Origin of the sequence: Bacteroides sp. (assembly GCF_029057325.1) — a bacterium.
In the GTDB taxonomy this organism is placed as follows: Bacteria; Bacteroidota; Bacteroidia; order Bacteroidales; family Bacteroidaceae; genus Bacteroides.
This window is the reverse complement of sequence record NZ_JAICZW010000143.1, coordinates 1-22630: the sequence shown is the minus strand read 5'-3', so window position 1 is coordinate 22630 and position 22630 is coordinate 1. Positions and strand designations below refer to the sequence as shown.

At 49.7% G+C, this 22630-nt stretch carries 12 protein-coding genes; 3 read left to right on the top strand and 9 right to left on the bottom strand.

Translation table 11 applies throughout. From position 1 onward, the window contains the following. The first annotated feature begins 427 nt into the window (after positions 1 to 427). Positions 428 to 970, top strand: coding sequence for an RNA polymerase sigma-70 factor (locus tag K2G43_RS08970; RefSeq protein WP_300154365.1), 543 nt, complete (start codon positions 428 to 430; stop codon positions 968 to 970). Positions 971 to 990: 20 nt separating this feature from the next. On the opposite strand, the gene K2G43_RS08965 is transcribed toward K2G43_RS08970, so the two are convergent. From K2G43_RS08965 to K2G43_RS08925, 9 genes are all read right to left on the bottom strand, one after another. After that, entirely contained in the window at positions 991 to 2004 is a 1014-nt protein-coding gene (locus tag K2G43_RS08965) for a FecR domain-containing protein (RefSeq protein ID WP_297642258.1), read from the bottom strand. Between the two features lie 229 nt (positions 2005 to 2233). After that, the gene (locus tag K2G43_RS08960; protein WP_300154361.1) at positions 2234 to 2659 is read right to left on the bottom strand and encodes a hypothetical protein; all 426 of its coding nucleotides are present in this window, start codon (positions 2657 to 2659) and stop codon (positions 2234 to 2236) included. Positions 2660 to 2673: 14 nt separating this feature from the next. After that, a complete protein-coding gene (locus tag K2G43_RS08955; RefSeq protein WP_300154357.1) occupies positions 2674 to 4737 on the bottom strand; it encodes a DUF5054 domain-containing protein in 2064 nt (687 codons plus the stop codon). Positions 4738 to 4753: 16 nt separating this feature from the next. Further along, positions 4754 to 6577, bottom strand: a complete 1824-nt coding sequence (locus K2G43_RS08950; protein WP_300154354.1) for a right-handed parallel beta-helix repeat-containing protein — start codon at positions 6575 to 6577, stop codon at positions 4754 to 4756. 162 nt (positions 6578 to 6739) lie between these two features. Then, positions 6740 to 8332 carry a glycoside hydrolase 43 family protein gene (locus K2G43_RS08945; RefSeq protein ID WP_297642262.1) on the bottom strand — a complete coding sequence of 531 codons (1593 nt, stop codon included), beginning with the start codon at positions 8330 to 8332 and terminating at the stop codon, positions 6740 to 6742. 160 nt (positions 8333 to 8492) lie between these two features. Further along, positions 8493 to 10169: a hypothetical protein gene (locus tag K2G43_RS08940; protein ID WP_297642263.1), complete on the bottom strand. Its 1677-nt coding sequence runs from the start codon at positions 10167 to 10169 to the stop codon at positions 8493 to 8495. Between the two features lie 197 nt (positions 10170 to 10366). Beyond that, on the bottom strand, positions 10367 to 12034 hold the full coding sequence (locus K2G43_RS08935; RefSeq protein ID WP_297642264.1) for a RagB/SusD family nutrient uptake outer membrane protein: 1668 nt from the start codon (positions 12032 to 12034) through the stop codon (positions 10367 to 10369). A 28-nt stretch (positions 12035 to 12062) separates the two neighbouring features. After that, positions 12063 to 15344 carry a TonB-dependent receptor gene (locus tag K2G43_RS08930; RefSeq protein WP_297642265.1) on the bottom strand — a complete coding sequence of 1094 codons (3282 nt, stop codon included), beginning with the start codon at positions 15342 to 15344 and terminating at the stop codon, positions 12063 to 12065. 495 nt (positions 15345 to 15839) lie between these two features. Further along, entirely contained in the window at positions 15840 to 16148 is a 309-nt protein-coding gene (locus tag K2G43_RS08925) for a DUF4172 domain-containing protein (protein ID WP_297642266.1), read from the bottom strand. A gap of 517 nt (positions 16149 to 16665) precedes the next feature. Between K2G43_RS08925 and K2G43_RS08920 the strand changes: the two genes are divergently transcribed. Then, positions 16666 to 19167 (top strand): beta-galactosidase, encoded by a 2502-nt coding sequence (locus K2G43_RS08920; protein ID WP_300154348.1) that lies wholly within the window; start codon positions 16666 to 16668, stop codon positions 19165 to 19167. Between the two features lie 311 nt (positions 19168 to 19478). Beyond that, complete coding sequence (locus K2G43_RS08915; protein ID WP_300154375.1) at positions 19479 to 22292, top strand: glycoside hydrolase family 2 TIM barrel-domain containing protein; 2814 nt, start codon at positions 19479 to 19481, stop codon at positions 22290 to 22292. The last annotated feature ends 338 nt before the right edge of the window (positions 22293 to 22630 follow it).

The window sequence follows — 22630 nt, the reverse complement described above, 5'->3', positions numbered from 1 at the left end:
CCCGACCCCTCCCCCGTAGGGAGGGGAGAGAGGATGGATACTTTCGTTATGCTTTCTTTTAGGCACGGATTTCACGGTTTTACACGGTTTTCTTCTTGATTCATCCGTGAAATCCGCGTAATTCCGTGCCTAAAATCTATCATTATACAAGCAACAACAAGTTTTTTGGATAATCTCCAGCAAATACAAAATCTGCAAAAATCCGTGGGAAAGAATGCAAATAATAGTGATATTTTGACAACATTCTGAGAAAAAAATAGCATCTTTGCAAACCAACAGAACAAGCGATGAAGTTTGCCATATTCGAAAATAACTATCAAGTCAAGAAGTCTTCACTTGCAGAAACCCTTTTCCGGTTGCCTGAGCAGCATCCTGTGCCCCCCTGCATCTGCTGATAGTTCCTGCTATTATTATTCATAATATCAAGATGGTTACGGATGACATTTTACTTTTAAAGCTCATACAATCCAAAGATGAACGGGCCTTTAAATACTTGTTCGACAGCTATTTTGTACCACTCTGCCGATACGTTCATCTATACTTGGACAGCACACAAGAAGGAGAAGAACTCGTTCTTGATATTTTCATGTACCTATGGGAACATAGCAGCCAAATCAACCTGACCCTGTCTTTAAAAGCTTATCTGTTTCAAGCGGCACGCAACCGCTGCCTGAACTTTCTGCGCGACCGTAAACAAACCCTCCCGCTGGACTTCGCAGGCGACGTTTCTTGCGGTGAGGCCACCTCATCCCTCGAAGCCGAAGAGCTGAACCACCTGATTCAGGAAGCCATCTGCACCCTGCCCGACAAATGCCGACAGGTCTTTCTGCTCAGCCGCGAAAAAGAATATACCAATCAGGAGATAGCCGATGAAATGGATATTTCCATAAAAACCGTAGAGGCACAAATCACCAAAGCCTTGAAACGTATCAAAAGCTTCTTGAAAGAGCGATACAGCTATCTTTTCTGAGGATATCTAAGCCACACGGCTTACTTGCCGGCCGAACCGGCCGATATTGTCAGCACGTTGTCCTCGTCAAAGCTGTAGGCTATCGGATTGATGCGCGACATCAGGCGCAGTATCTCTTCCAATGGCTCGTCACGCAACGTAAAGGTATATTGATACCTGCTCTTCAGTCCATCTTCCACATGAATTTCCACATCATACCATCTGGACAAGAAACGGCAAACATCCCCCAACGATTCGTTGGAGATTATCAGTTTGTCTTTCATCCACAACCTATCGAATTCCACATCTCCGGCCGCAACTGCCAACCGGTTGTTCTCTTTATCATACACCGCAATGTCTCCCGGCTTCAAGAAGACCTCCTCGGAAGAGGTTTTCAAAGAGACGGAGCCTTCAACAAGACTCACCCTGCTCTCTTTGTCCTGTGCTGAAGCCCCTACATTGAACTTAGTGCCATGCACCAGGACCTGCATTCCTTCGGTTTGCACAACAAACTTTTTTTTCTCGTCTTTTACCACTTCAAAATAGGCCTCACCGGACATTTTAACCAGGCGCTCCCGCCCCCCAAAATCATCGCTACAGATCAACGTCGTATTGGCATGTAACCAAACATTGGACCCATCAGGCAAAGATATTCTTGACTTACCGCTCATACAGGTATATACCTGCTCGATATGGCTTTTCTCCTTAACGGCAACTCCCAAATAATAGGACATTCCGATAGCCAGCACCATGCAAGCCGCCATGGCATAGCGATATAGAGACCGAAAGCGCACCGCTTTTCTTACAGGCACCGCCTTCTCCTCTTGTTCGGCCTTGTTCATCCTACGTGAAAGTTCCTTCCAATAATAATCCTTATCAGGCGTATAATTGCTTGATTTCAATTGTATTTTCTGCCACAACACTTTCAAGTCTTCCAATAGAGCTCCACATTCAGGATCAGCCGCCCAACTCATCAATTCGGCATTGTCCTCCTCTGATATTTCCTGTTTGAATTTAGAGATTATCAGTTCCCATGGAATATTTTTTTGCTTCATAACAGCCACGTATATTATCTATTTCGTCTTTATGACACGAAAATAAGGATTTACCCTCACTCATAAAAAGGAATAAGGAAAAAATTTTATTCTTCCACACGTTTTTTTAAAAGGAGTTATCGGGAGTCGGAGGCCGATATTTCGTTTCACCTAAGCGAAACGATGGGCCTTTGACTCCTTTACTCCTTCCAACTCCCGATAACTCCTCAAACAAAAACACCTGAATCGGTTACAAGGTGTATTTCTCTCCTTTTCGGAGTCTCAGGGTCTTTTCCCGGTTGCCATTGACGCATACCACCTCTTCATCGCTACCCGCCAGCAAAGTCGCGCTCACCACTTTACCCTCCTTCCAGGCAATGTCCAGCGTATGTCCGCCATACAGGCGTACGCCCTTCAGGCGAGTGGCCTGCAAGGCAGGCACATACTTGCCCGAAGAGGAGATAAGCAGATAACGTCCCATCGCCTGTACTTGCTCCAGGAAGAGAGGGGTGACTCCTTGCCGGGCCGAACCCTCCAGCAGCTTCTCGGTCGGTGTCTCCGCCCACTCCTTCGCACATCCCCAATCAAGCTGCATGCGGTTGAACATTCGCCCGTGCTCCTGGCGGTGCGGTGCCAGCAGCTCTTCATAGTCATCGGGCAGTTCCGACAACTTCATATTCGATTTTCAAATTAAAAGGAAAGGACAAACCGATACTTCATGTCATCTCCAAACCATTGCGGATAGTTGGTGCCCCACAACGTGTTCAGCAGGCAGAAGTTCATGCCCTTTTCCGGATCGGCCACTTCATTGTCGAAGGCCAGCATGTTCCGCTTATTGAATTGCACCAGGCAGGCATCCAGCGGACGGACGCAGAGCTGATGCTCCGCATTTTGCATCGAGACATTGTCCGTCACTCCATGAATGGTACGCGCGCCGTTATAAACGACCTGCTGCACGTCCACCTTCGTCCCCATCTTATCCACATACATCTTGGCCGACGGCAGCATCGGGTGGAAAGAGAACCAGACAGCCTCCGGTATTCTGTTCTTAGCCTTGTCGAACCAATTCAGCTCCACATGAATCTCCGGCTTATCGTTCGGGAAAGAGTAACGGATAATCGCTTTCCGCGGCGCGCCATACAGAGCGCCTTCGGCCTTCAACGCCAGGTGGATGTCAACAGACACGCCGCGCTTGTCTTTCAGCATACGGAAGTCATCGACCATATAATTGGCGATTTCGTTTTTCAGCGACAACTTGTCCAACCCCGGTTTGCCGTAATCCGCCAGCATCCAGCCGGACGGGTTCTTAGGGCAATAGCTGCCTATGAATCGGGCAAAATCCTCTCCTGAATAAATCTGATAGGCCAACTCTCCCCACAGGTGCGAAGCGTCTGCCCACTGCTTGCCGCTTCTCTTGTCCACCAACGAGCAGATGCTTCCGGTGGCGGAATCAAAGCCAATCTTGAAATACTTGGTTTCCAGGTTTCTCTTGGTGGTGCTGCGCATGCCTTCAGCCGACGTCTCGCGTGGAGTCAGTTCGGTCAAAGCCTCCAGAGCTTCCCGTTCCAGGTCGGCCGGAAGAGCCGACAGGGCCCGGAACAGATAGGCACGCTGTTCGTTCCACGACTTCTCTATGTATCGCGCCACCGGCGTTTGCAGAAATTCCGGATGCTTGTCAAATTCATAGCGGTCGTAATTGCCCAGATAGGACTTCACATCCAATCCGCAAGTGTGCTCCGCCACCAACAACAAGGGAACGACAAACTGCAAATCAGTTTCACTGCCCGCCACCAGTCTGCCTTCAGCCAGCCATTTGTTGTGCAGTCTCACCAGCTGACGGAACTCCGCCACTTTCTTAGGGTCGGAAGCCGTTCCATACGCCCAGGTATCTCCCCATTCGGAGGTGACCACCGGAAGCGACGCCTCCACCTTCTCTATCTCTTTGGCTATCTCGTTCATGGAAACCGACAGAATCTCGGCATTGGGATATTCCTCGTTCAAGCGGGCATAGAACTTCTCCACTTGCTGCCGCGAATGCGGTCCATGGTTGTCGTGCGTAAAATTAAGGATGACTAGGTTCTTCGTTCCCGGAATCCGGAACGGAATGCCGTAATCGGTCTGGTATATCACATTCACTCCCGCTCCTTTGGCATCTTTCCAACGGAATATCTCCGGCAAATCGGGAACAGCCGCTCCCGGATTGGAGCCCAGATGCAACAGCGAAATTCCATGTTGCTTCAGAAGGGGAATCATAGCGATGGTCACACCGGGCACATCGGTTACTTTGGCTGCTATCGTCTTTCGGCCAAAACGTCTGTCCAGCGTCTCGGACAAGGAGAACGCCGCCGACAACAAAGCACTGTCGCACAACTCCACCTGCATGGTGAAGGGCAAGGCGTGCCATCCGAAATCGCCCCTGCGGATGGCCTGCTCCATCCGCTGGCGGTTATCATCGTCGGCCCGTTCCAGATAGTCCCATATCAACCACGAACCGGTGGTCCAGGAGTAGCGCAAAGACAGGGAGTCTTTTGCCAATGCCTCGGTCAGGTCCAGCGCGGCCGGAATAAAATGATGGTGATAGGTGTCGGTCACTTTGCCCGACAATTCCGTAAACCCGATATCCAGATGGGTCTTAAAAACCACAAAAATCTTCTCGATATCAGCTTCTTTGGATACCGCCCGCAAGGGGAACAGCATGAAAAGACAGACGAGTACGCCCATCGTTCTTCGCAAATTCACATTACTTGTTATCATAATTTTTTCAACCTGTTTAATTATCGTAAACCTTCACACGCACCTGTCCGTTCCCGGCAGTGACAAGCGCACCTGCCACCACACCGTTGCGTTTGTTCCTTATCTTGCCGACATAATCTTTGTCGAATACCGGCTCCACCCCTTTCATGTCGAACGGCTGGTTCGGAATGACCGCATCCGGCAGTTGCTTCAGACGCACCGGGGCGACCGTCTGCCGATGAGCCGACTCCCGGGAGGGGGCAATCTCCAGATACCATCCGTCCGCATCCTGCACCACCTTGTATTGCGCCTGCGCATCGAAGGCGTTGCCTTTCAACTGTACCGGCAGGCTGCAATCTTTGTAGGCCGACAGGTCTTCCCCGCCGATAAACAGATTATTGAAGTAGCTAACATTTCCGCAAGGGCAGTCATGATAACCGGCTATCCGGGTGTCGTGGGGCAGCAGGTATGGCGTGGCGCGTTCGTCCACCTTTCCGGTCGGCCATATCTTCCACGCAATCGTGTTGTGCACAAAAGCGACTCCTTGCGATAGCTTCACCTGAGCCAGTTCCGTTGACAAGAAGAGGTTGTTGTCCACCAATATGGGACCGTGATTCACCTCCAGCGAGAAGTCCTGCACTTCGTTGTCGTGAAGCAGGTTGCGGGTGATGCGGGTGCCTTGCGTCATCCAGTCGAGCCAGATGCCTCCCTCCGTGCGGTAGATATGGTTGTGCCGGATGACCGCGTCCACGGCTCCGTGCAGCTTGATTCCTGCCAGCTCGTATCCCCAGAAGAGTTTCTGCCGGCTGATGTCGTGCACCACGTTCTCCTCCACCGTGCTGAAAATGGCGCCCAGACTGCCGGCAATGCCTGCCTGGCCGCACCAGGAGACGCGATTGCCGCGCACCAGGTGGCTTCCCACCGAGTCACGGTTCCAGTGATTGTCCAAGGCTCTTTGGGTGGTCTTGATGTACCCTTCTACGGATTCGGCCTTGTTGTCCCATTCGTCTCCGTATTTTCCCAACGTGATGCCCACACATTTGGAGTGGCGCACGTCGTTCTCTTCGATGACCCATCCTTTGCTCCAATGGGTACCTATCAACCCTATCTGCTCGGCAGTAGGCGGCGCCCACGGCGTGGCAGCGTGGCTCAAGTGGAAACCGCGCACCGTGATATAATTGACGAAAGGCTTCCGGGGATAGAACACCGTCTGCCGCACATTGATTTCGGCCAGCTCCTCATTCGGATTTGCTTGAAAGAAGTTGGCCCATATCCACGTGTTCTCCTTATCGACCTTGCAGAACCAAAGGGGAGTCTCCCCGCCGTTCATCAGTACGTTTTCCAGCGCATCGGTCTCGTTCAGGGCCACGTCGTTCAGATAGACCTCTCCGGTATGGCACCATTGCCCTCTTTCCAGCCAGTCGCCATGAATCGTGTCTTGATAGGGATTAAAGTCTCCGAACAAGCGGTTGGGTATAACGGCCACCCACGTCTTCTCATCCAGTCTTTTCCAGTTCTTGATGACTTCGGAACCTTTAATCTCCACCTTTTCTCCTTTGGCAGCCTGAAAAACTATCGGACGCTCTTTGGAATCCCCGCCGCACGGCGGAGCCACCCTTTCACGATAAGTGCCGGCATGCACCGTGATGACATCGCCGGGTCGCGCCTTTTCGGCGGCCGTCTGAATGTGCCGCAAAGGGGCAGCGGATGTTCCCGAAGCATTGTCATCCCCACTCACAGAGACGTGCCATTCCACCGGGCGGCGGAGCGTCTTGTCCCCTTTCGCCTTGGCAAAAGCGGTTGAAGCAAACAGCGACAACCCCAAGGCACCATATAAACAGATATTTCTTATTAGTATCATTGTTTCTATTTAAAACAAATTTCGCAAGTAGCTTAGGACCTGTTTTTAGGCACGAGATTACACGGAATACACGGATTCATGAAAGAAAAAACGGTGTAATTCCGTGAAATCCGTGCCTAATTATACCATTACGGCATAGCGTACTTACAAAATTTCAATTCTTTATTTATTGGTAAAACGGAACCAGTTGAAATCGGCACATCCATCCACGCCCTGCGCCGAGGTCGTGAAGTTGAACAGCGCAAAGCGGTTGGCTGTCCACGGCAGTCCGAGGTCCATTTTAAGGTCGTTCCCGATGGGGCGGAAGTTTACTCCGTCCAGGCTGTAGTAGAACTTGGCAGTAAAGTCCTTGTCCGTCACGCGCGAGCGTATCCAGATTTTATCGCCAGTGAAGTGTTCCACGGTCTCTATCACCTTGTCATCGTTGCACATGATGATTTTCCGTGCGCCCTGCTCCTGGCTGACAGCCACGTATGCGTAGGGGAACTCAAAGACCCCGAAGCCTGCCACGTTTCCGTCTTTCAGTCCCGTAACGTCCAGTTCCACGGTTCCCTCCGACGAAGGTCCTTGCACACGCTGCGTCAGGGTGTTGCGCGCCTCTTTCAGGTTCTTCGCCACCGACGCTTTCAGGCGCATGTGGCCTTTGCGTTCGTCCAAGGTCCACTTGGTGTTGTCGGGATTGTGGTTCCACTGCCATTGCAAGCCCAGGGTGCGGGTATTGAACTCGTCCGTGGTGGCGGGGCTTTTCACTTTGGATGTCTTGCCCACCGCAGGCTTCCGGTACGTAATCACGTCCTTGCCGTCCGCTCCCAGCATGGGCCATCCGTCCACCCACTTCACCGGCACCAGGTGCGGCACGCGTCCTATCGCGCCTCTGTCCTGCATGATGATGAACCACCAGTCGCCGTTCTTCAGCTGCACCATACCTCCCTGATGGAGTCCGTTGCCGGGATAGGAGCTGTCGTCGTTCATAATCAGCTTGTGCTCGTAGGGGCCATAGATGTTGTCGGAACGCAGGCAGATTTGCCATCCTTCGGTTCCTCCCGCCGGGCAGGTGATGTAATACTTTCCGTTGATTTTATAGACGTGAGAGCCTTCCATGCCGAAGCCTCCTCCCAGTTCGTGGGCGTTCTTGAAGCGGTCGGTCCATATCTTCACATTCTCGCCTTTCACCGAACGCGCGTCGGCGTTCAGTTCGGTCACGTAGAGCGTGCCTTGTCCGTGCACCACATACACCTTGCCGTCGTCATCGAACAGCAGTCCCGGGTCGTACAGATATTCGGGGAAGATGACTCTTTCCCAAGGACCTTTGGGGTCTTTGGCGATGCACATCGAGAAGTTTCCCTTCTCGCGTCCCCAACCGTAAGGGGTGCAGAAACCCACATAGAACAATCCGTTGTGATGGCGAATCGTAGCCGCCCACGAGCCGTTCAGGTAGAGATTGCCACCCTGCATGTCGTATCTCGGGTCTTCGTCGTAACGGTCCACGGCATAGCCCACCATCTCCCAATTGACCAAATCCTTCGATTTGACAATGGGGCATCCCGGCACGTAGTGCATGCTGGTAGATACCATGTAAAAGTCATCGCCCACACGGATTACGTCCGGGTCGGGCCAGTCGCCCCACATCAGGGGATTGGTGAATGTGCCGTCCTGATTGTCGGGGTTCCAGACGTTCTTTACCTGCGCCTGGGCAGGTGCTGCCAAAGCAAGGCTGGCGGCTAAGCATAAAGCGTGAAATAACTTGTTTTTCATACCTTTTTATCAGTTTGCATATTTATTAAAAAGCCTGTTTAAATCTCCTCCAAAAGAACACAGAACAAAATTTAAACAGGCAAGATTTATCATGCATTTTCGAAGTCAATCAATAGATAAGAATCCTATTAACATTGAACGTTCCGGAAATCTCTATATATCAATATTCATAAACAGGATCTCTTCTATCCTCGAAGAGATATTCTCCTGTATTAACAATATATACTTTACTATTAGGACGAATGTGGTTCCCATTATAAGACTCATCTACAATATACTTTGCCTTGTATGGGCGTGAAGAAACTATCGTATGTGACTTTCCGTTATAGTTATATGACAACTTAACTGTTACAACTACCACAAAATTGTCTTTCGGTTCAGCACCCCAGTCATAGAAAAGTTCATAACCATCAGGAACTCGCATACCACTACACAAAATACTTGCAGAAATGCTCTCGGTTCCTTTCAAGGTTTCAACCAGTTTCATGGAGTCATCCGAATAAATTTCATTGTTTCCAAAACATCCAAAGGGATAGGAAGAATTGGATTTACCATCAAACTTCTCACAATAAACCAATTCTGTAGTAATAGAACGACTCGTTATATAAGGTTCCAAATCAGGATTTATCTTTACATTTGCAGTAATATTACCCCCCATCGGAGAATATAAAGTGCCAGATGTCCAATATTTCTTAGCATTCTTTATTATAGAATACCGAGTAAAACGAACAGTCGGCGTATCTGACAAAGTCCATACACCTAAATACTGACTACCATTAACCGAATTATTCAAACCAGTCATATCATACCAATTTAAATTTCCAATAGGATAAGCAGCCCCTGTAGATATATTGATTGAAGTTCCTTCTAAATTTACCGTACCGTTGGATGTCAAGTGCACTTGTTCTTTTTCTGTAACCGTACTTGAACCAAAAATCAACTTCAATCCACCAAGAAAGGCCGACGTATACCCTTCCGTTGAAATTTTGGACAATGCATTGATTATTTTAGTTCCCAATTTAGCCTTAACAGTAGCATCAGAACCTTCGTCCACCTTCTTTTTAAACTTTCCTATCAAACCTTTTGCACCTTGACCACTAAGCGTAGAAATAGACTTTAATATGCTACTCGTACTCGGCATTGTCTTTACAATAGTCCCCTCAATCTTATTTTCAGTAGTTCCTGAGAATGTATAAGAAGTTATTGCTTTATTGTACGTAGATATGGAGAAAAGCATTTTTGCATAGTCGGTAGTATAAGGAAGTTCCATTTCAAATCCATTCCACCCTAGCTGAAATCCATTAGAAGGTTCGTCCAATGCGTTTGATAAAGTTACAAATGTATTCTTACTAGCGGCATTATCCGGCAACGCAAAATAATTATTCAAATTGAAAAAGGAAGATCCTATTCCACTTTGACACTTTATATGCCATAAGGCACCATTAGGAGATGAATTAGCAATTTTATTATAATAAAATACCTTCAAAAAGCCAGTCAACTTATTATAAAGCATGATATAATTTATATTCTCATAAGCGTTCAGTGCTTTAAATGTATGACACAGCATTATCCAACCATCTTCTTTCTTTACATCCATAGCAAAATCCACATTGGAAACTATAGGCGAAGAAATAGCCCAAGGAGTCGGTTCACGAATCCCATTCCATAATACAATATCGTTCAGATTTTCCCAATCTGTAATCAAATTAGGGTTTGTTGATGATACTTCATCAATCATAGTACGGGTTACTGGAACTTCCATTGATTCTATCTCTGTTACTCTATCTGTACATGCAACACTTAGTACGACAAATAAGGTTAATAATATTTTTTTCATATTTTATTGATTTTTTTCTGTAAGTTAGAAGTGTCTCTGATGGGTATCTCATAAAATTCAGAGACCTTTGTGTTTTCAGGTTTCCATCAACTTCACGTAGTCAACAAATCCAGCCTTTCATATAGGCTGATAAAAGGTATTGCTGTCCGGTAAACTTTCCTATTTACAGGACAGCAATATTAAAAGCATTCAGGACATTAATATCCGTCATTCTGTTCCAGATTCTTATTCAAATCCAAGGCCTTTTGCGGAATGGGCAAGTAACGGTTGTAAGTTCTGAATTGACGTGATTCTATCAATTCTGTTTCGTCACTGATTACGGCACGCATGTAAGGATCTTCCTCATCATAGTTAACAATACCAGTGAAACGCACCAAGTCACCGTTCAATACAGTTTCTGCCAACATCTTACCCTCGCTGTCTTTCCAACGAAGAATATCAGCACGACGGAAGCCTTCACCAGCCAATTCAATAGAACGTTCACGACGAATCAGTTCACGCAGTTTTTCCTTTGTGTTGTACTTTTCCTCATCCACGTTAGGCATACCTACACGGTTACGAACCAAATTCAACTGAGTATAGACATCACGTGACGGACCATTCAACTCGTTTTCAGCTTCAGCATAGCTCAACAATACCTCAGCATAACGGAAAAGAATGACACACATACTGGAATTATAAAGATCACTACCATATTGCGTCATGGGAATTGTGTATTTTCCCCATGTCAAACCGGTTTGAGAAGCATTACCTGCTGTAAGCGGATGATTCGGGTTTTCATCATCACCCTCACCCAACTTACCATCTCCATTTGTATCTTCAAGATAATGTTCCAGTGTGTTCAAGACCTCTACCGATCCATCCAGCTTCACCCAATCCATGCCGGGGAAGACAACCGTCATCGCCATACGAGGGTCACGGTGTGCGAATGGGTGAGCGGGATCGTAGTAATCACCAGCCTCTTCCTTAGTCAACCCATTATCCATCTCGAACGCATCTACCAACTGCTTGGTGGGTACTATAGATGACCAGCCGCCATCAGCGTTGTTGTACAACACTTGCAGTAACCAGTTCTCATACAGGTTTTCAATGCGCTGATCGGACATGATGATTTCCTCAGAATCCTTACCTGCCAAAGAGAACATGTGCAAGAAATCAGGATCCAAACTATATTTGTCCATAGCCATGATGTCCGAAGCCGCCTTCTTAGCACGTTCATACTCTCCATAATAGAGGGCATGACGCATCTTGAGAGCCAAAGCTGTAGCACGGTCTATAGAACCGCGAGTGTCCGTCTTGTCATTGAGGAACATGGGAATAGCCTCGTCCAATTCTTTTTCAATGAAATTATTCACTTCTTCTTCGGTACTACGCGACACCATCGCCTCCTCGGAAGAGTTCCAAGATTCGATAATGGGCACTCCGCCATAATTCCAGTTCATCTGAAAATACTGATAGGCACGGATTACCTTTACTTGTGCTACCATATCTTTCTTCTTGGCATCGTCTGCGAACGTAACATTCTCAATATTGGCGAGGAAATCATTGCAGCTACGGATTTTACCAAAACTATACATATCCACACCAGGATCAGCTGCCGCCATGAGTCCGTTACCGACCTTGTTATATCCTTCCCAAGGGAAATTGTTGTAGCCAAAGTCAGAACCGCAATCCCAATAAAGGATACCTCCATAGTCAATCCATCCATCATAACAACCAATCAAGAACTTCGCGGCATCATCCTCCGTCTTCCAAGTTGTAGCAGGAGAGAGGGCATCATAGGGCGCAGTATCCAGAAAATCTGAACAAGAAGAGGTGGCGAACAAGGACATACCGGCCACCATGTATGTAAATATACGTTTCATCTTTCTTTATACGTATTAAGGGTTAGCTTTAAAAAGTAATGTTCACTCCGATAGCGTGTGTCTGACTAAGCGGGAAAGAGGTATTCCAGCCCAATTCAGGGTCAGCATCGACCATCATCTTGTGGAAAGTCAACAGGTTCTCACCGGAATAATAGACACGAATCTTCTCAATTCCCAACGGCTTCAAAAGCTTCTCAGGAATGGTGTAGCCAAACTGCACATTCTTCAGACGCACATAGCTACCATCCTGCAACCAGAAATCAGATTGCGCAAGGTTGTTTGAGTTTGAATTGGCATTGTAAACCACACGGGGCATCTTAGCATTCTTATTCTGCGGAGTCCAGGCATCCAACCAAATATTGTTCGGATGGCAACCATCACCGAGAAATTCACCACCAAATCCAAAGTAGTCCAAGTAACGTTTTACTCCTGCCACACCGGTAAACATCATAGAGAGGTCAAATCCCTTATAGCCGGCATTCAAATTCAAACCAAACGTATAGGAAGGATCGGAAGAACCGCACAATACACGGTCTTCGGCATTAATAACACCATCACCATTAGCATCAGCATAAATCAAATCACCACCTTTCATTTTTTTCTTAAAAGGAAATCCCGGGTCATTTTCATGCTGTTTCTGCCAAGCCGCAGCCTCTTCATCCGACTGGAATATACCCTCTACATGATACAGACGGTACATATTGATGGCCTCACCTTTCTGCTTCACTTTCAAATCGCCATCTTCCAGCACCTCTGCACTATCCAAATTCAGAATTTTGTTCTTATTGTAGGCCAAATTAGCGGTAGCGCCAAATGTCCAAGCACCCCATTTGTCATTGTAACCCACTGTCAACTCCATACCGCGGTTCACCATCGCACCTACATTCGCCTTGTAAGCACCCAAACCGAACTCTCTGGAAACAGGCACGTCCATAATGATACCTGTAGTCTTGCGATCGTAATAGTCGAAAGATACATTTAGCTTATTGAGGAGAGTGGCATCAAAGCCCACACCCCAAGTACGTGCTTTTTCCCAAGAAATGGCAGGATTATTGAAATTCGCCTGATAATAACCAGATTGCAGGTTCCCACCCAACGGATATTTGGTATCCAACGAATAGGTGCTCATCCAAGGATAGTAGCTGTTCAAAGCGGACTGGTTACCCAAGTTACCGTAGGAAGCACGCAGCTTCAGGCTGCTCAGCCAATCCTCCGTATTCTCCATAAACGATTCTTCCGTGATGCGCCATGCGGCAGAGAAAGAGGGGAAATAGCCCCAACGGTTGCCTTTGGCGAAACGGGAGGAGGCATCCGCACGGATATTGGCCTCGAACAAGTATTTGCCGGCATAGTCATAGTTGATACGACCGAACCAGGAAATCATCGCCAACTCACGCGTATATCCGCCGGTTTTCTGGGTAGCGACATCACCTGCATTCATGTCCGTCAGGTCGTTATTGGGGAAGTTCCTGCGTTCCGTAGTGTTCTCTCTATAATTGTATTTCTCGGTATGCCAACCTGCCATAGCCTTTAATCCGTGCAGACCGAACTGCTTGTCGTAATTCAATAAAGCATCGAAAGTAGCACGATGCCAGCCGTAGAAGTTTTCGTTCAATTTGTTAGGCTCAGACTGCTTGTTGGGATTGTACTGAATGAATTTCCGGAAAGCCTTGTAATGTTGCTGATTATTGACGTATGCACCGGTCAGCGTAGCCACCAATCCATCCACAATCTTATAGTCAGCAGACAACATACCCGAGAAATTCTGGTTTTCACGTCTTATTGTCTGGTCAACATCCAACCAAGCAATCGGACTTCCGTCTGAAATTGTTCCCCAAGTGCCGTCCTCATAGCGAGCAACAATCCAAGGAGCCATCTTGTTCAACATCGAAATGATTTGTCCGGAACTACCATCAGCATACGAAGAGTTGGGATCGGAATAGTCGTTGTTGATATAAGCCATGTTGACACGTACATTCATGCGGGAGTTCACTTTAATATCCAAATTGGTACGTCCGTTGAACTGCTGCCGCTCTGAGTTGGGCAAAATACCGGTCTGGTGCAAATAACCTACGGAAGCCATGTACTTCAGGTTGTCCGTACCGCCGCTCATACTCACATTATGAGAATGCTGGAAGCCTGTCTGATAAGCCAATCCAAGCCAGTCGGTGTTAGCAAAGTGATAGGGGTCGGAACCATCTTTAAACTTTTGATAAGCCTCTTCGCTAAAACGAGGAGCCAAGCCTTCTGCCACACGTGCCTGATCGTACAGGCGGGCATAGTCGTAAGAACTCATCAAATCTTGCAGCATGGTGGCTTTCTGCAAGCTGGCATATCCGCTGTAAGAGATGCGCGGCTTGCCGGTCTTACCACGTTTGGTAGTAATCAGGATGACACCGTTGGAGGCTTTAGAACCGTAGATGGCAGCCGAAGCGGCATCCTTCAATACAGAGATGCTCTCGATATCGTTGGGGTCAACCGAGTTCATCGTACCGGTCTCTACACCATCCACCAGGATGTAAGGATTGGCATCGTTCAGGGTACCGACACCACGCACGCGGATAGTACCGCCATCCTGGCCCGGACGACCTTCACCTGCCGTAATAGTCACACCCGGCATCAAACCTTGCAAACCGGTAGATACGTTCTGAATAGGACGGCTTTCCAGTGCTTTGCTATCCACCTGTGCCACAGAACCGGTCATGTTCACCTTCTTCTGTGTACCGTAACCCACTACGACCACTTCTTCCAGTGCCTGTGAGTCTTCTTTCAGTTTCACGTTCAAGAAAGGTTGGTTGGTATATTTGATGGTTTGTGTCTGATAGCCGATGAAGGAGATGATGATGTTGGCATTCCGGGGAACTTCAAGTTCAAAGTTACCATCAATGTCGGTGATAACTCCGACGGTAGTACCTTCCACCGTGACGTTGGCACCGATAACGCTTTCACCGGTATCGTCCAACACCGTTCCGCGTACTTTGGAAGCAGGGCCTGTGGGGGCAGCTTTCTTGCTGAAAATGGCAATCTGAGTGTTTGTCACCTCAAAGCCCAACCGGATGGGAGAAAGCATCTTGTTCAGCGCTTTGCTCAAAGGCTCGTCCTTGCTGTCCAGGCTCACTTTCTGCTTTACGTCCACTTGGGCCGCATCGTAGAAGAAGGTGCAACCCGTTAAATTCTCAATTTGCTTCATCGCTTCCGAAAGAGGAATGTTCGTGAAGCTGGCTGTTATCTTTCTCTCTTTGGTTTGCGCCGAGAGACTCATTGTAAAAAACAACAGCACCAAAAGGCTAAAATAATTTTTAAAATTCATATATTATAAGTAATAAGGTTAGCTATAATTTTTTTCACTATAAATAAGGAACCGGCCTATAGGCGTTCCCCCTCTTCTTTTTATTTGTTTTTACTGATTATTCTTTTTCTACATAGGCAAACTTTTTTTAAGGTTATACGCCCAATAGACACAAAATCGTAAAGACACCCTTACGCCCATCAAAAATTTTTTTGAAGTTTTTTTAATTAAAGGAATTATCGTGAGCGTTCGGATACCTGCCTAATTGCAGTTCAATAGCTTGTGCTTGCATAATATAGTGACTTTCAGGCACGGATTTCACGGATAAGACAAATAAGGGAACCGTGTAAATTCGTGTAATTCCGTGCCTAAAAGAAAGCATAACAGATGTTCTCGGACAGCCTGGGGGAGAGAGGAAAATAATCCGTTCTTAGGAATTGTTTTCGGCATCGTCTTTCAGCAAATACGTTCGTGGTTCAAAGGAAGATTGTTGTTCCTGACGGCATCCAGCATCACTTACACCACGCCTTCGGTATAATGGTCGGGAACAGGCAGACCCGCCGTCTCTATGCCCAGATGCTTGGCTATGGAGGAACGAACCCGGTCTGAGTTTAAGAAAACGCCCTCTATCTCACTTGAACAAAGCACGTCTTCCGTCATCGCTTCCCAAAACGTCATGCGCTGGATGTCAAATCCCAGTCCGCCCATCATGCCCGCTATCTTCCCTTCGAGGTTGCGCACTTCGGACAACAGGGCGATAAGCGCCGAATCATCCCAAGTGAAGCAGGGCCATTGCGGATATTGCCAAATGTAGATATATCTCATATTCACGGAATTACTACGCAAAAATAGCACGAATGACGAGAATAAGCAAACTAATCTCGTCAAAATATGACGAAAATAAGCGGTTCTTTCCTTGAAAACAACTTACGCATGGTTCAGAAACAACTTACGCATGGCCTGCAAACAAGTGGGCTGTCTATAAACAGCCCATAAGCCGTCTGCAAGCAGCCTATTGGCTTTCTATAGACAGCCGATGGGTTGTTTATAGAAAGCCCACTTATTTGCAGGGAGTTTAAAATTGTTTTCCAACAGCCCGAAAATTGTTTCTGAGGGATATTGGAATAAGATGTAAGTGAGGAAGTTAACAAGACATGAGTGAGAAACACTTTCTGTGTATTTACACACTTTTTGCCTGCAGACGTCTCCTCTAACTCCACTCCCGCAAATACAAAAGCCTTGTTGGCGGATGAGAGAATTTTGAGCCGCAATAAGGGTATAGACCTTGTTTAGTGTCATAGATAATACAATAAACAATCTATTATTTTTTTTGAATACCCTTATGAAAAACAGATTTTCACTTTTCATCTGCATGCTGCTGCTTCTGGCAGCAATCCATGGTCCGAGAGTTTGTGCCCAAGAAGTGGCAAAGACAGCAACCCCGGCGAAAAGCTTCGCCCATCCCGAACGGATTCGCTACGATGGCTCGTGTATGACCATCGACGGGAAGGACCTCTTCATCTACAGTGCCGCCTTCCACTACTTCCGCTGCCCGGAAGCCTTGTGGCGCGACCGCTTCCGGCAAATCAAGGAGGCGGGATTCAATACGGTGGAAACCTACGTACCCTGGAACTGGCACGAAAGAACCATGCCGAGCGGCGTGGACGACAACAGCCACTTCGACTTCGCCGACGTGAAACGCTGGCTGAAGATGGCGCAAGAGGAGTTCGGGCTTTACACCATCGTACGACCGGGACCCTTCATCTGCGCCGAATACTCGGGAGGCGGCTATCCCCGCTGGCTCGCCAAGTTCCGCCCGGAGGTGGTGACGGAAGAATTTTGGCTGCGAAGCGCCGACTACCGCCACATCCGCTGGTCGCAACACTGGTTTGACTCCGTGTGCAAGGCACTGGCCGACGAGCAGCTTACGCGCAAACCCGCAGGCGAAAAGGGAATCATCCTGCTCCAGATAGAGAATGAATACAACCACCACGATTGCAACGGAAAGGAAGAGCTGCTGAAAGCCCTCTACCAATCGGCCAAAAGAAACGGGATGGACATCCCCATATTCACCTGCCTGACCGAAGAGTGCCGCAGCAGCAAGGACAAGGAATTGTCACAGGTGTTCGACAGCGACAACTACTACGTGGGACTCTCCTCCGCCCCCGACTGCGCCCACCGCATGGCAAACCTGAAAAGGGAACAACCGGACGCACCGGGATTCGTGACCGAGCTGCAAGGCGGCTGGTTCTCCCTGGTAACCGGCAGACTGAGCGAAGACCACTACTCCGACGCACGCCACTTCAAGGCCGTAGGGCTGATGTCGCTGCTGGGCGGAGCGGGCGGAATCAATTACTACATGTTCTTCGGAGGCACGCACTTCGCCGGATGGGGTGCCCGAGGCATGACCACCAGCTACGACTACAATGCCGCCATACGCGAGAACGGAGCCTTGGGCGACAAGTATTTTGAGGCAAAAGCCATCGGACAGTTTATCCGAACGTTCGAACCGCAACTGGTGCGCTCCACCGGCGGCCCGTGCGCCCTGGAGGGTGGAAGCAAGTCGCTGTTTGGCGGCATGCGTGTGGCTAAGGACGGCACGCGCTTCGTCTTCCTGCACAACACGGACCCGAAGAACCCGATTCACGGCAAGGTGCGCCTGCTGCCGGGAAAAGAGGACCGTCATGCCGAACCGATGTACAACATCAACCAACACGGCGAAAAGGTGCTGATAACCTCCACCCAAACGGCAGACACCGACTTACAGCGCACCGAACCGATCGACGTGATTTATGACCTCCCCGCCTTGGGCTGCCAAGTCCTGGTGATTCCCGCCGGCAAAGAGGTCGGAAAGGGAGAATGGTGGCCGAAAGAGCAGATGCGCCCGTTGCGCCCCTCCAAAGTGCCCGCCCCGATACGCATCGCCTCTGCCCAAAAGAAAGAGGATGCCTTCGGCAAAGCCGACTGGAAAGGGCTTTCGCGCCTGGCCTCCCTGTCCGATCTGGGCGTGAACGACTTCCGCTACAGCCTCTACCGCACACGCGTCCGTCTGACTTCCGCGCAGGCGGCCGACGAGCGTTTCCTTTTATTCAATATGTTCACGCGCGACATCGTGTCGGTGACGGTGAACGGCAAGCCGGCCAAACGCCTCTTCCCGGACAAAGCCGACGCACAGACCTGGACCACGCGCGACTGCTTCGACCGCATCCGCCCGGACGAGTATGACAACCGCTTCGACGTGGCCGGACTGCTGAAGAGCGGAGAGAACGAGATTATCGCAGTTTACGAAAATCTGGGACACGCGCATGGCTACGTACCCATGGAAGAGCTGGCAGGCGTTCGGGAAGCCGGACTGTCCATCACCGAAAGCGCCCTGACCCATCCGCTGGAATGGGAATGCGCCGTGGACATGGCCGGAGTGACCCTCGGCTGGACTGCGCCGCAATTCGTTCCCGAAGGATGGGAAGAGGTAACGTTAGACACCACCGACAAAATTCCGGCCAAAGGCAACGGCATACAACCGAAAGCCGAACCGGACGGACTCTTCACCTGGTATCGCATCGAATTTGAGCTGCCCGCCCAAAAAGCCAACGAATGGATTCCCTGGATGGCACGCATCAACGCCTCGGGCAACGGCTATATGTGGCTGAACGGACACAATATCGGAAGACATTGGGAAGCCGGCCCGCAACGCGAATTCTTCCTGCCCGAATGCTGGCTGCACTTCGGAAAGGGACAGAAGAACGTACTGGTAATGGGACTGCGCCAAACGGCCAACGGCGCCCAACTGAAGGCGATGGAGATAGCTCCCAACCGGGAAATGGCGGAGATACGGAAGAAATAGATTCATCTATTTAGTTGACAAGTTAACGAGGCTACAAGGAGATAAGTTGACGAGTTGACAAGTGGACGAGTGTAGAAGGCCCTTCTATCCGCTTGTTTGGCGAACAGGATATCGGTTATCAGTAGAAATCCGAACCGCTTCTCCTCGTAGCCTTGTTAACTCGTCAACTTGTCAACTTATCCACTCGTCAATATGCGAAACTTAAATTACATCAATAACCAATTCTTATGAAACACTTTATCTTATTCCTGATTTTCAACCTTTTCTCCGTTGGCATCTGTCTGGGGAGCCCATCCCGGGAAACCATCGGAATGAATACCGGATGGGCCTTCTTCCGTGGAGATGTAGAAGACGGGGCAAGCATGGAGGCCGATGTATCCCGATGGATGCCGGTGAGCCTTCCGCACATCATGCAGCTGGAACCCAAACATTGCGGCGGAAATTCCATTTACGACGGAATCGGCTGGTACCGCCGCTACTTCAAAATGCCAGCCAAGTATAAAGGCAAACGCATCGTGGTGGAGTTTGAAGGCGTGATGAACCACTGCGAAGTCTATCTCAACGGCGAAAAGATAACCAAACACCACGGCGGCTACATGGGCTTTGTGGCGGACTTTACCAACCACATCCAATGGGACAAGACCAATATACTGGCCGTCAAGGTATCGGCCTGCCACGACCCGCTCACCCCGCCGGGAAAACCGCAAGACCGGATGGACTTTTATTACTACAGCGGCATCTACCGTGACGTGCGGATGGTGGTTACGGAACCCATTTTCGTGACCGACCCGCTGCAAGAAGACATCGTGGCAGGGGGCGGACAATTCGTCACCTACCCGCTGGTGTCCGAACAGCAGGCCATCGTACAGGTAGCGACCCACCTGCGCAACCAGACCCACCAAGAGGCCCGGCTCCGGTTAGTGTCGCAATTGTGCGACTCCACCGGCAAGGTAGTGGCCGAAGTCGCCACTCCCCTCATGCTGGAGAGCGAGTCGGCAACTACGGTAACGCAAAAGCTCGATGTAGCCCATCCGGCCCTGTGGCACCCCTACCACCCCACCCTCTATACCCTGCATACGAAAGTCATGAGGAAGTCGAAGGTGCTGGACGAGACCTCCAGGCAGATAGGCATCCGCACCCTTCGCTACACGGCCCAAGAGGGCTTCTTCCTGAACGGAGAACCCCTCTACATACGCGGCGCCAACCGCCATCAGGCCTTCCCCCACGTGGGCGACGCGGCTTCCAACTCCATGCAGGTGCGCGACGTCATCCGCCTGAAACAGGGGGGATATAATGCCGTGCGTGCCGCCCATTATCCGTCGGACCCCGCCTTTTTGGAAGCATGCGACCGGTACGGCCTTCTGGTAGTGGAGTGCATCCCGGGATGGCAATTCTACAACCCCGACTCCACCTTCATCAAACGCCTTTATCAGGTAGGCAGGCAGATGATTCGCCGCGACCGCAACCACCCGTCCGTAGTGCTTTGGGAGACTGCCTTGAACGAATCGCGCTATCCCGTATCGCTCGCCCGCGAGATACAGGCACTGGCGCACGCCGAATATCCGGGCGACCAAATGTACACGGCAGGCGACTATCTGGGCAACGCGGAGATGGCACCCTACTATGACGTACTCTACAAGCAGGTGAAGAACTATCCCAAAAACGGCGACGTGATGAGCAACTTTCCCGAAGATTTCATCGCCATCAAGCCGGTGTTCACCCGCGAATGGGGCGACGGTGCCGGCACAAAGCCGCGCGTCAGCCTGAAGGAGAACGAAGAGGAGCAACTGCGCCAATGCTACAGCCGCATCGAACAACTGAACGGAAACGGCTACTTCGACTGGTGCATGCTGGATGCCAATCCACACATGGGCGGACATTTCCTGTGGAGCTACAACGACTACGCCCGCGGAAGCGAGGATGAGACCATGTTCTCCGGTGCGGTCGATATGAACCGATACCCCAAATTTTGCTACTACATGCTGCAAAGCATGCGCGACAAGTCTGTCTCACAACCCGGATTGTACGATGGCCCCATGGTATTCATAGCCTCTTACAACGCTTCCGCAGAGTTCTCCTCCTCGACCACCGGGATTACCGTCTTCTCCAACTGCGACCGGGTGCGGCTATACCGCAACGGCAAGCTGATAGGTAGCCAGACCCGCGAGGAAAGAGCCCCGCTGTATCGCCCGATAGTGGACAAGGGAGGCAGCCCGCTGTTTGTCTTCGATGCCCAAGGGTACGAAAAAGGAACCCTGAAAGCCGAAGCCCTGATAGGAGACAAAGTGGTGGCGACCCACAGCATCCGTACCCCCGAAGAGGCCCACCACCTGACAGTGGAGATACCAACCGAAGGCATCGTGCCCATAGCGGACGGTTCGGACATGATTCCCGTTTACTTCAAGGTTTGCGACAAGAACGGCTCGCGGATTCCCGACTCGCGGCACATCATCCGGATCACCGTGTCCGGCGAAGGCACCCTGATAGGAGACAGCATCAGCCGCATCGGCATCAATCCGCAAGAAGTGGAAGGCGGCATCGGATTCGCCTTTGTAAGAACCACCTCCCAAGCGGGCAAAATCAAGATCAAAGCCACTGCCGACGGCCTGATAGCCGGAGAAGCCGAGATTCTGACAAAGCCCGACACAAATCCCGTTTTAGCGGATGGAGCACACGAGCCATTCTTAGGGAAAGAAGAGGACAACGTAGTGGTAAAGCCCTCTTCCTGGCAACAGCGCGTCCTGAAAAAACCACGCCTGAAAATAGCATCCGTCCGGACGGAAAGCAGCCAGAAAGGCTATCCCGAATCGAACATCACAGACAACAACGACCGCACCTGGTGGATTGCCGGCGATTCCAAATGGCCGCAAACCATCATCGTATCGTTGGAAGAGCCGGCTTACGTCACCGCCAGCCGCATCGTGTTCCAGAAAGACAGCTCCTCCTACAAACACAAAGTGGAGACATCCATGGACGGACAGCACTGGACGGAACTCTATCAGCGGGAATGCACCGGCTGGGAGTTCAAGCCGATGCCCGTAAACCGCGAAATGAAGTTCCTCCGCCTGACCATCGAATCCGCTTCCGAAGGACGCGCAGGATTGGGAGAGATTTCGCTTTATTAATGTGAATCCATATAGGGAAGTGCATCAAAAAGATACATTTCACTCTCTTTTAGGCACGGATTACACGAATTTCACGGATGAATCAAGAAGAAAACCGTGTAAATCCGTGTAATTCCGTGCCTAAAATCTATCATTATTCGGTTCCTTCTCGTTTTAACACACCTCCGAAATCACCCTGATGCAACCCGAATGTAAGATATTTTCATCCCTCTTTTCCGCAGCCGGCAAATCAAGGTGAAGAAATCCCTTTTTCCTCCTTCCGCTCTCTCCTCCCTATCCGCTCCCTGTCCCACCCCTACCAGGACCTATTCGGCTTCGGACGTTCTTCGGACAAACTC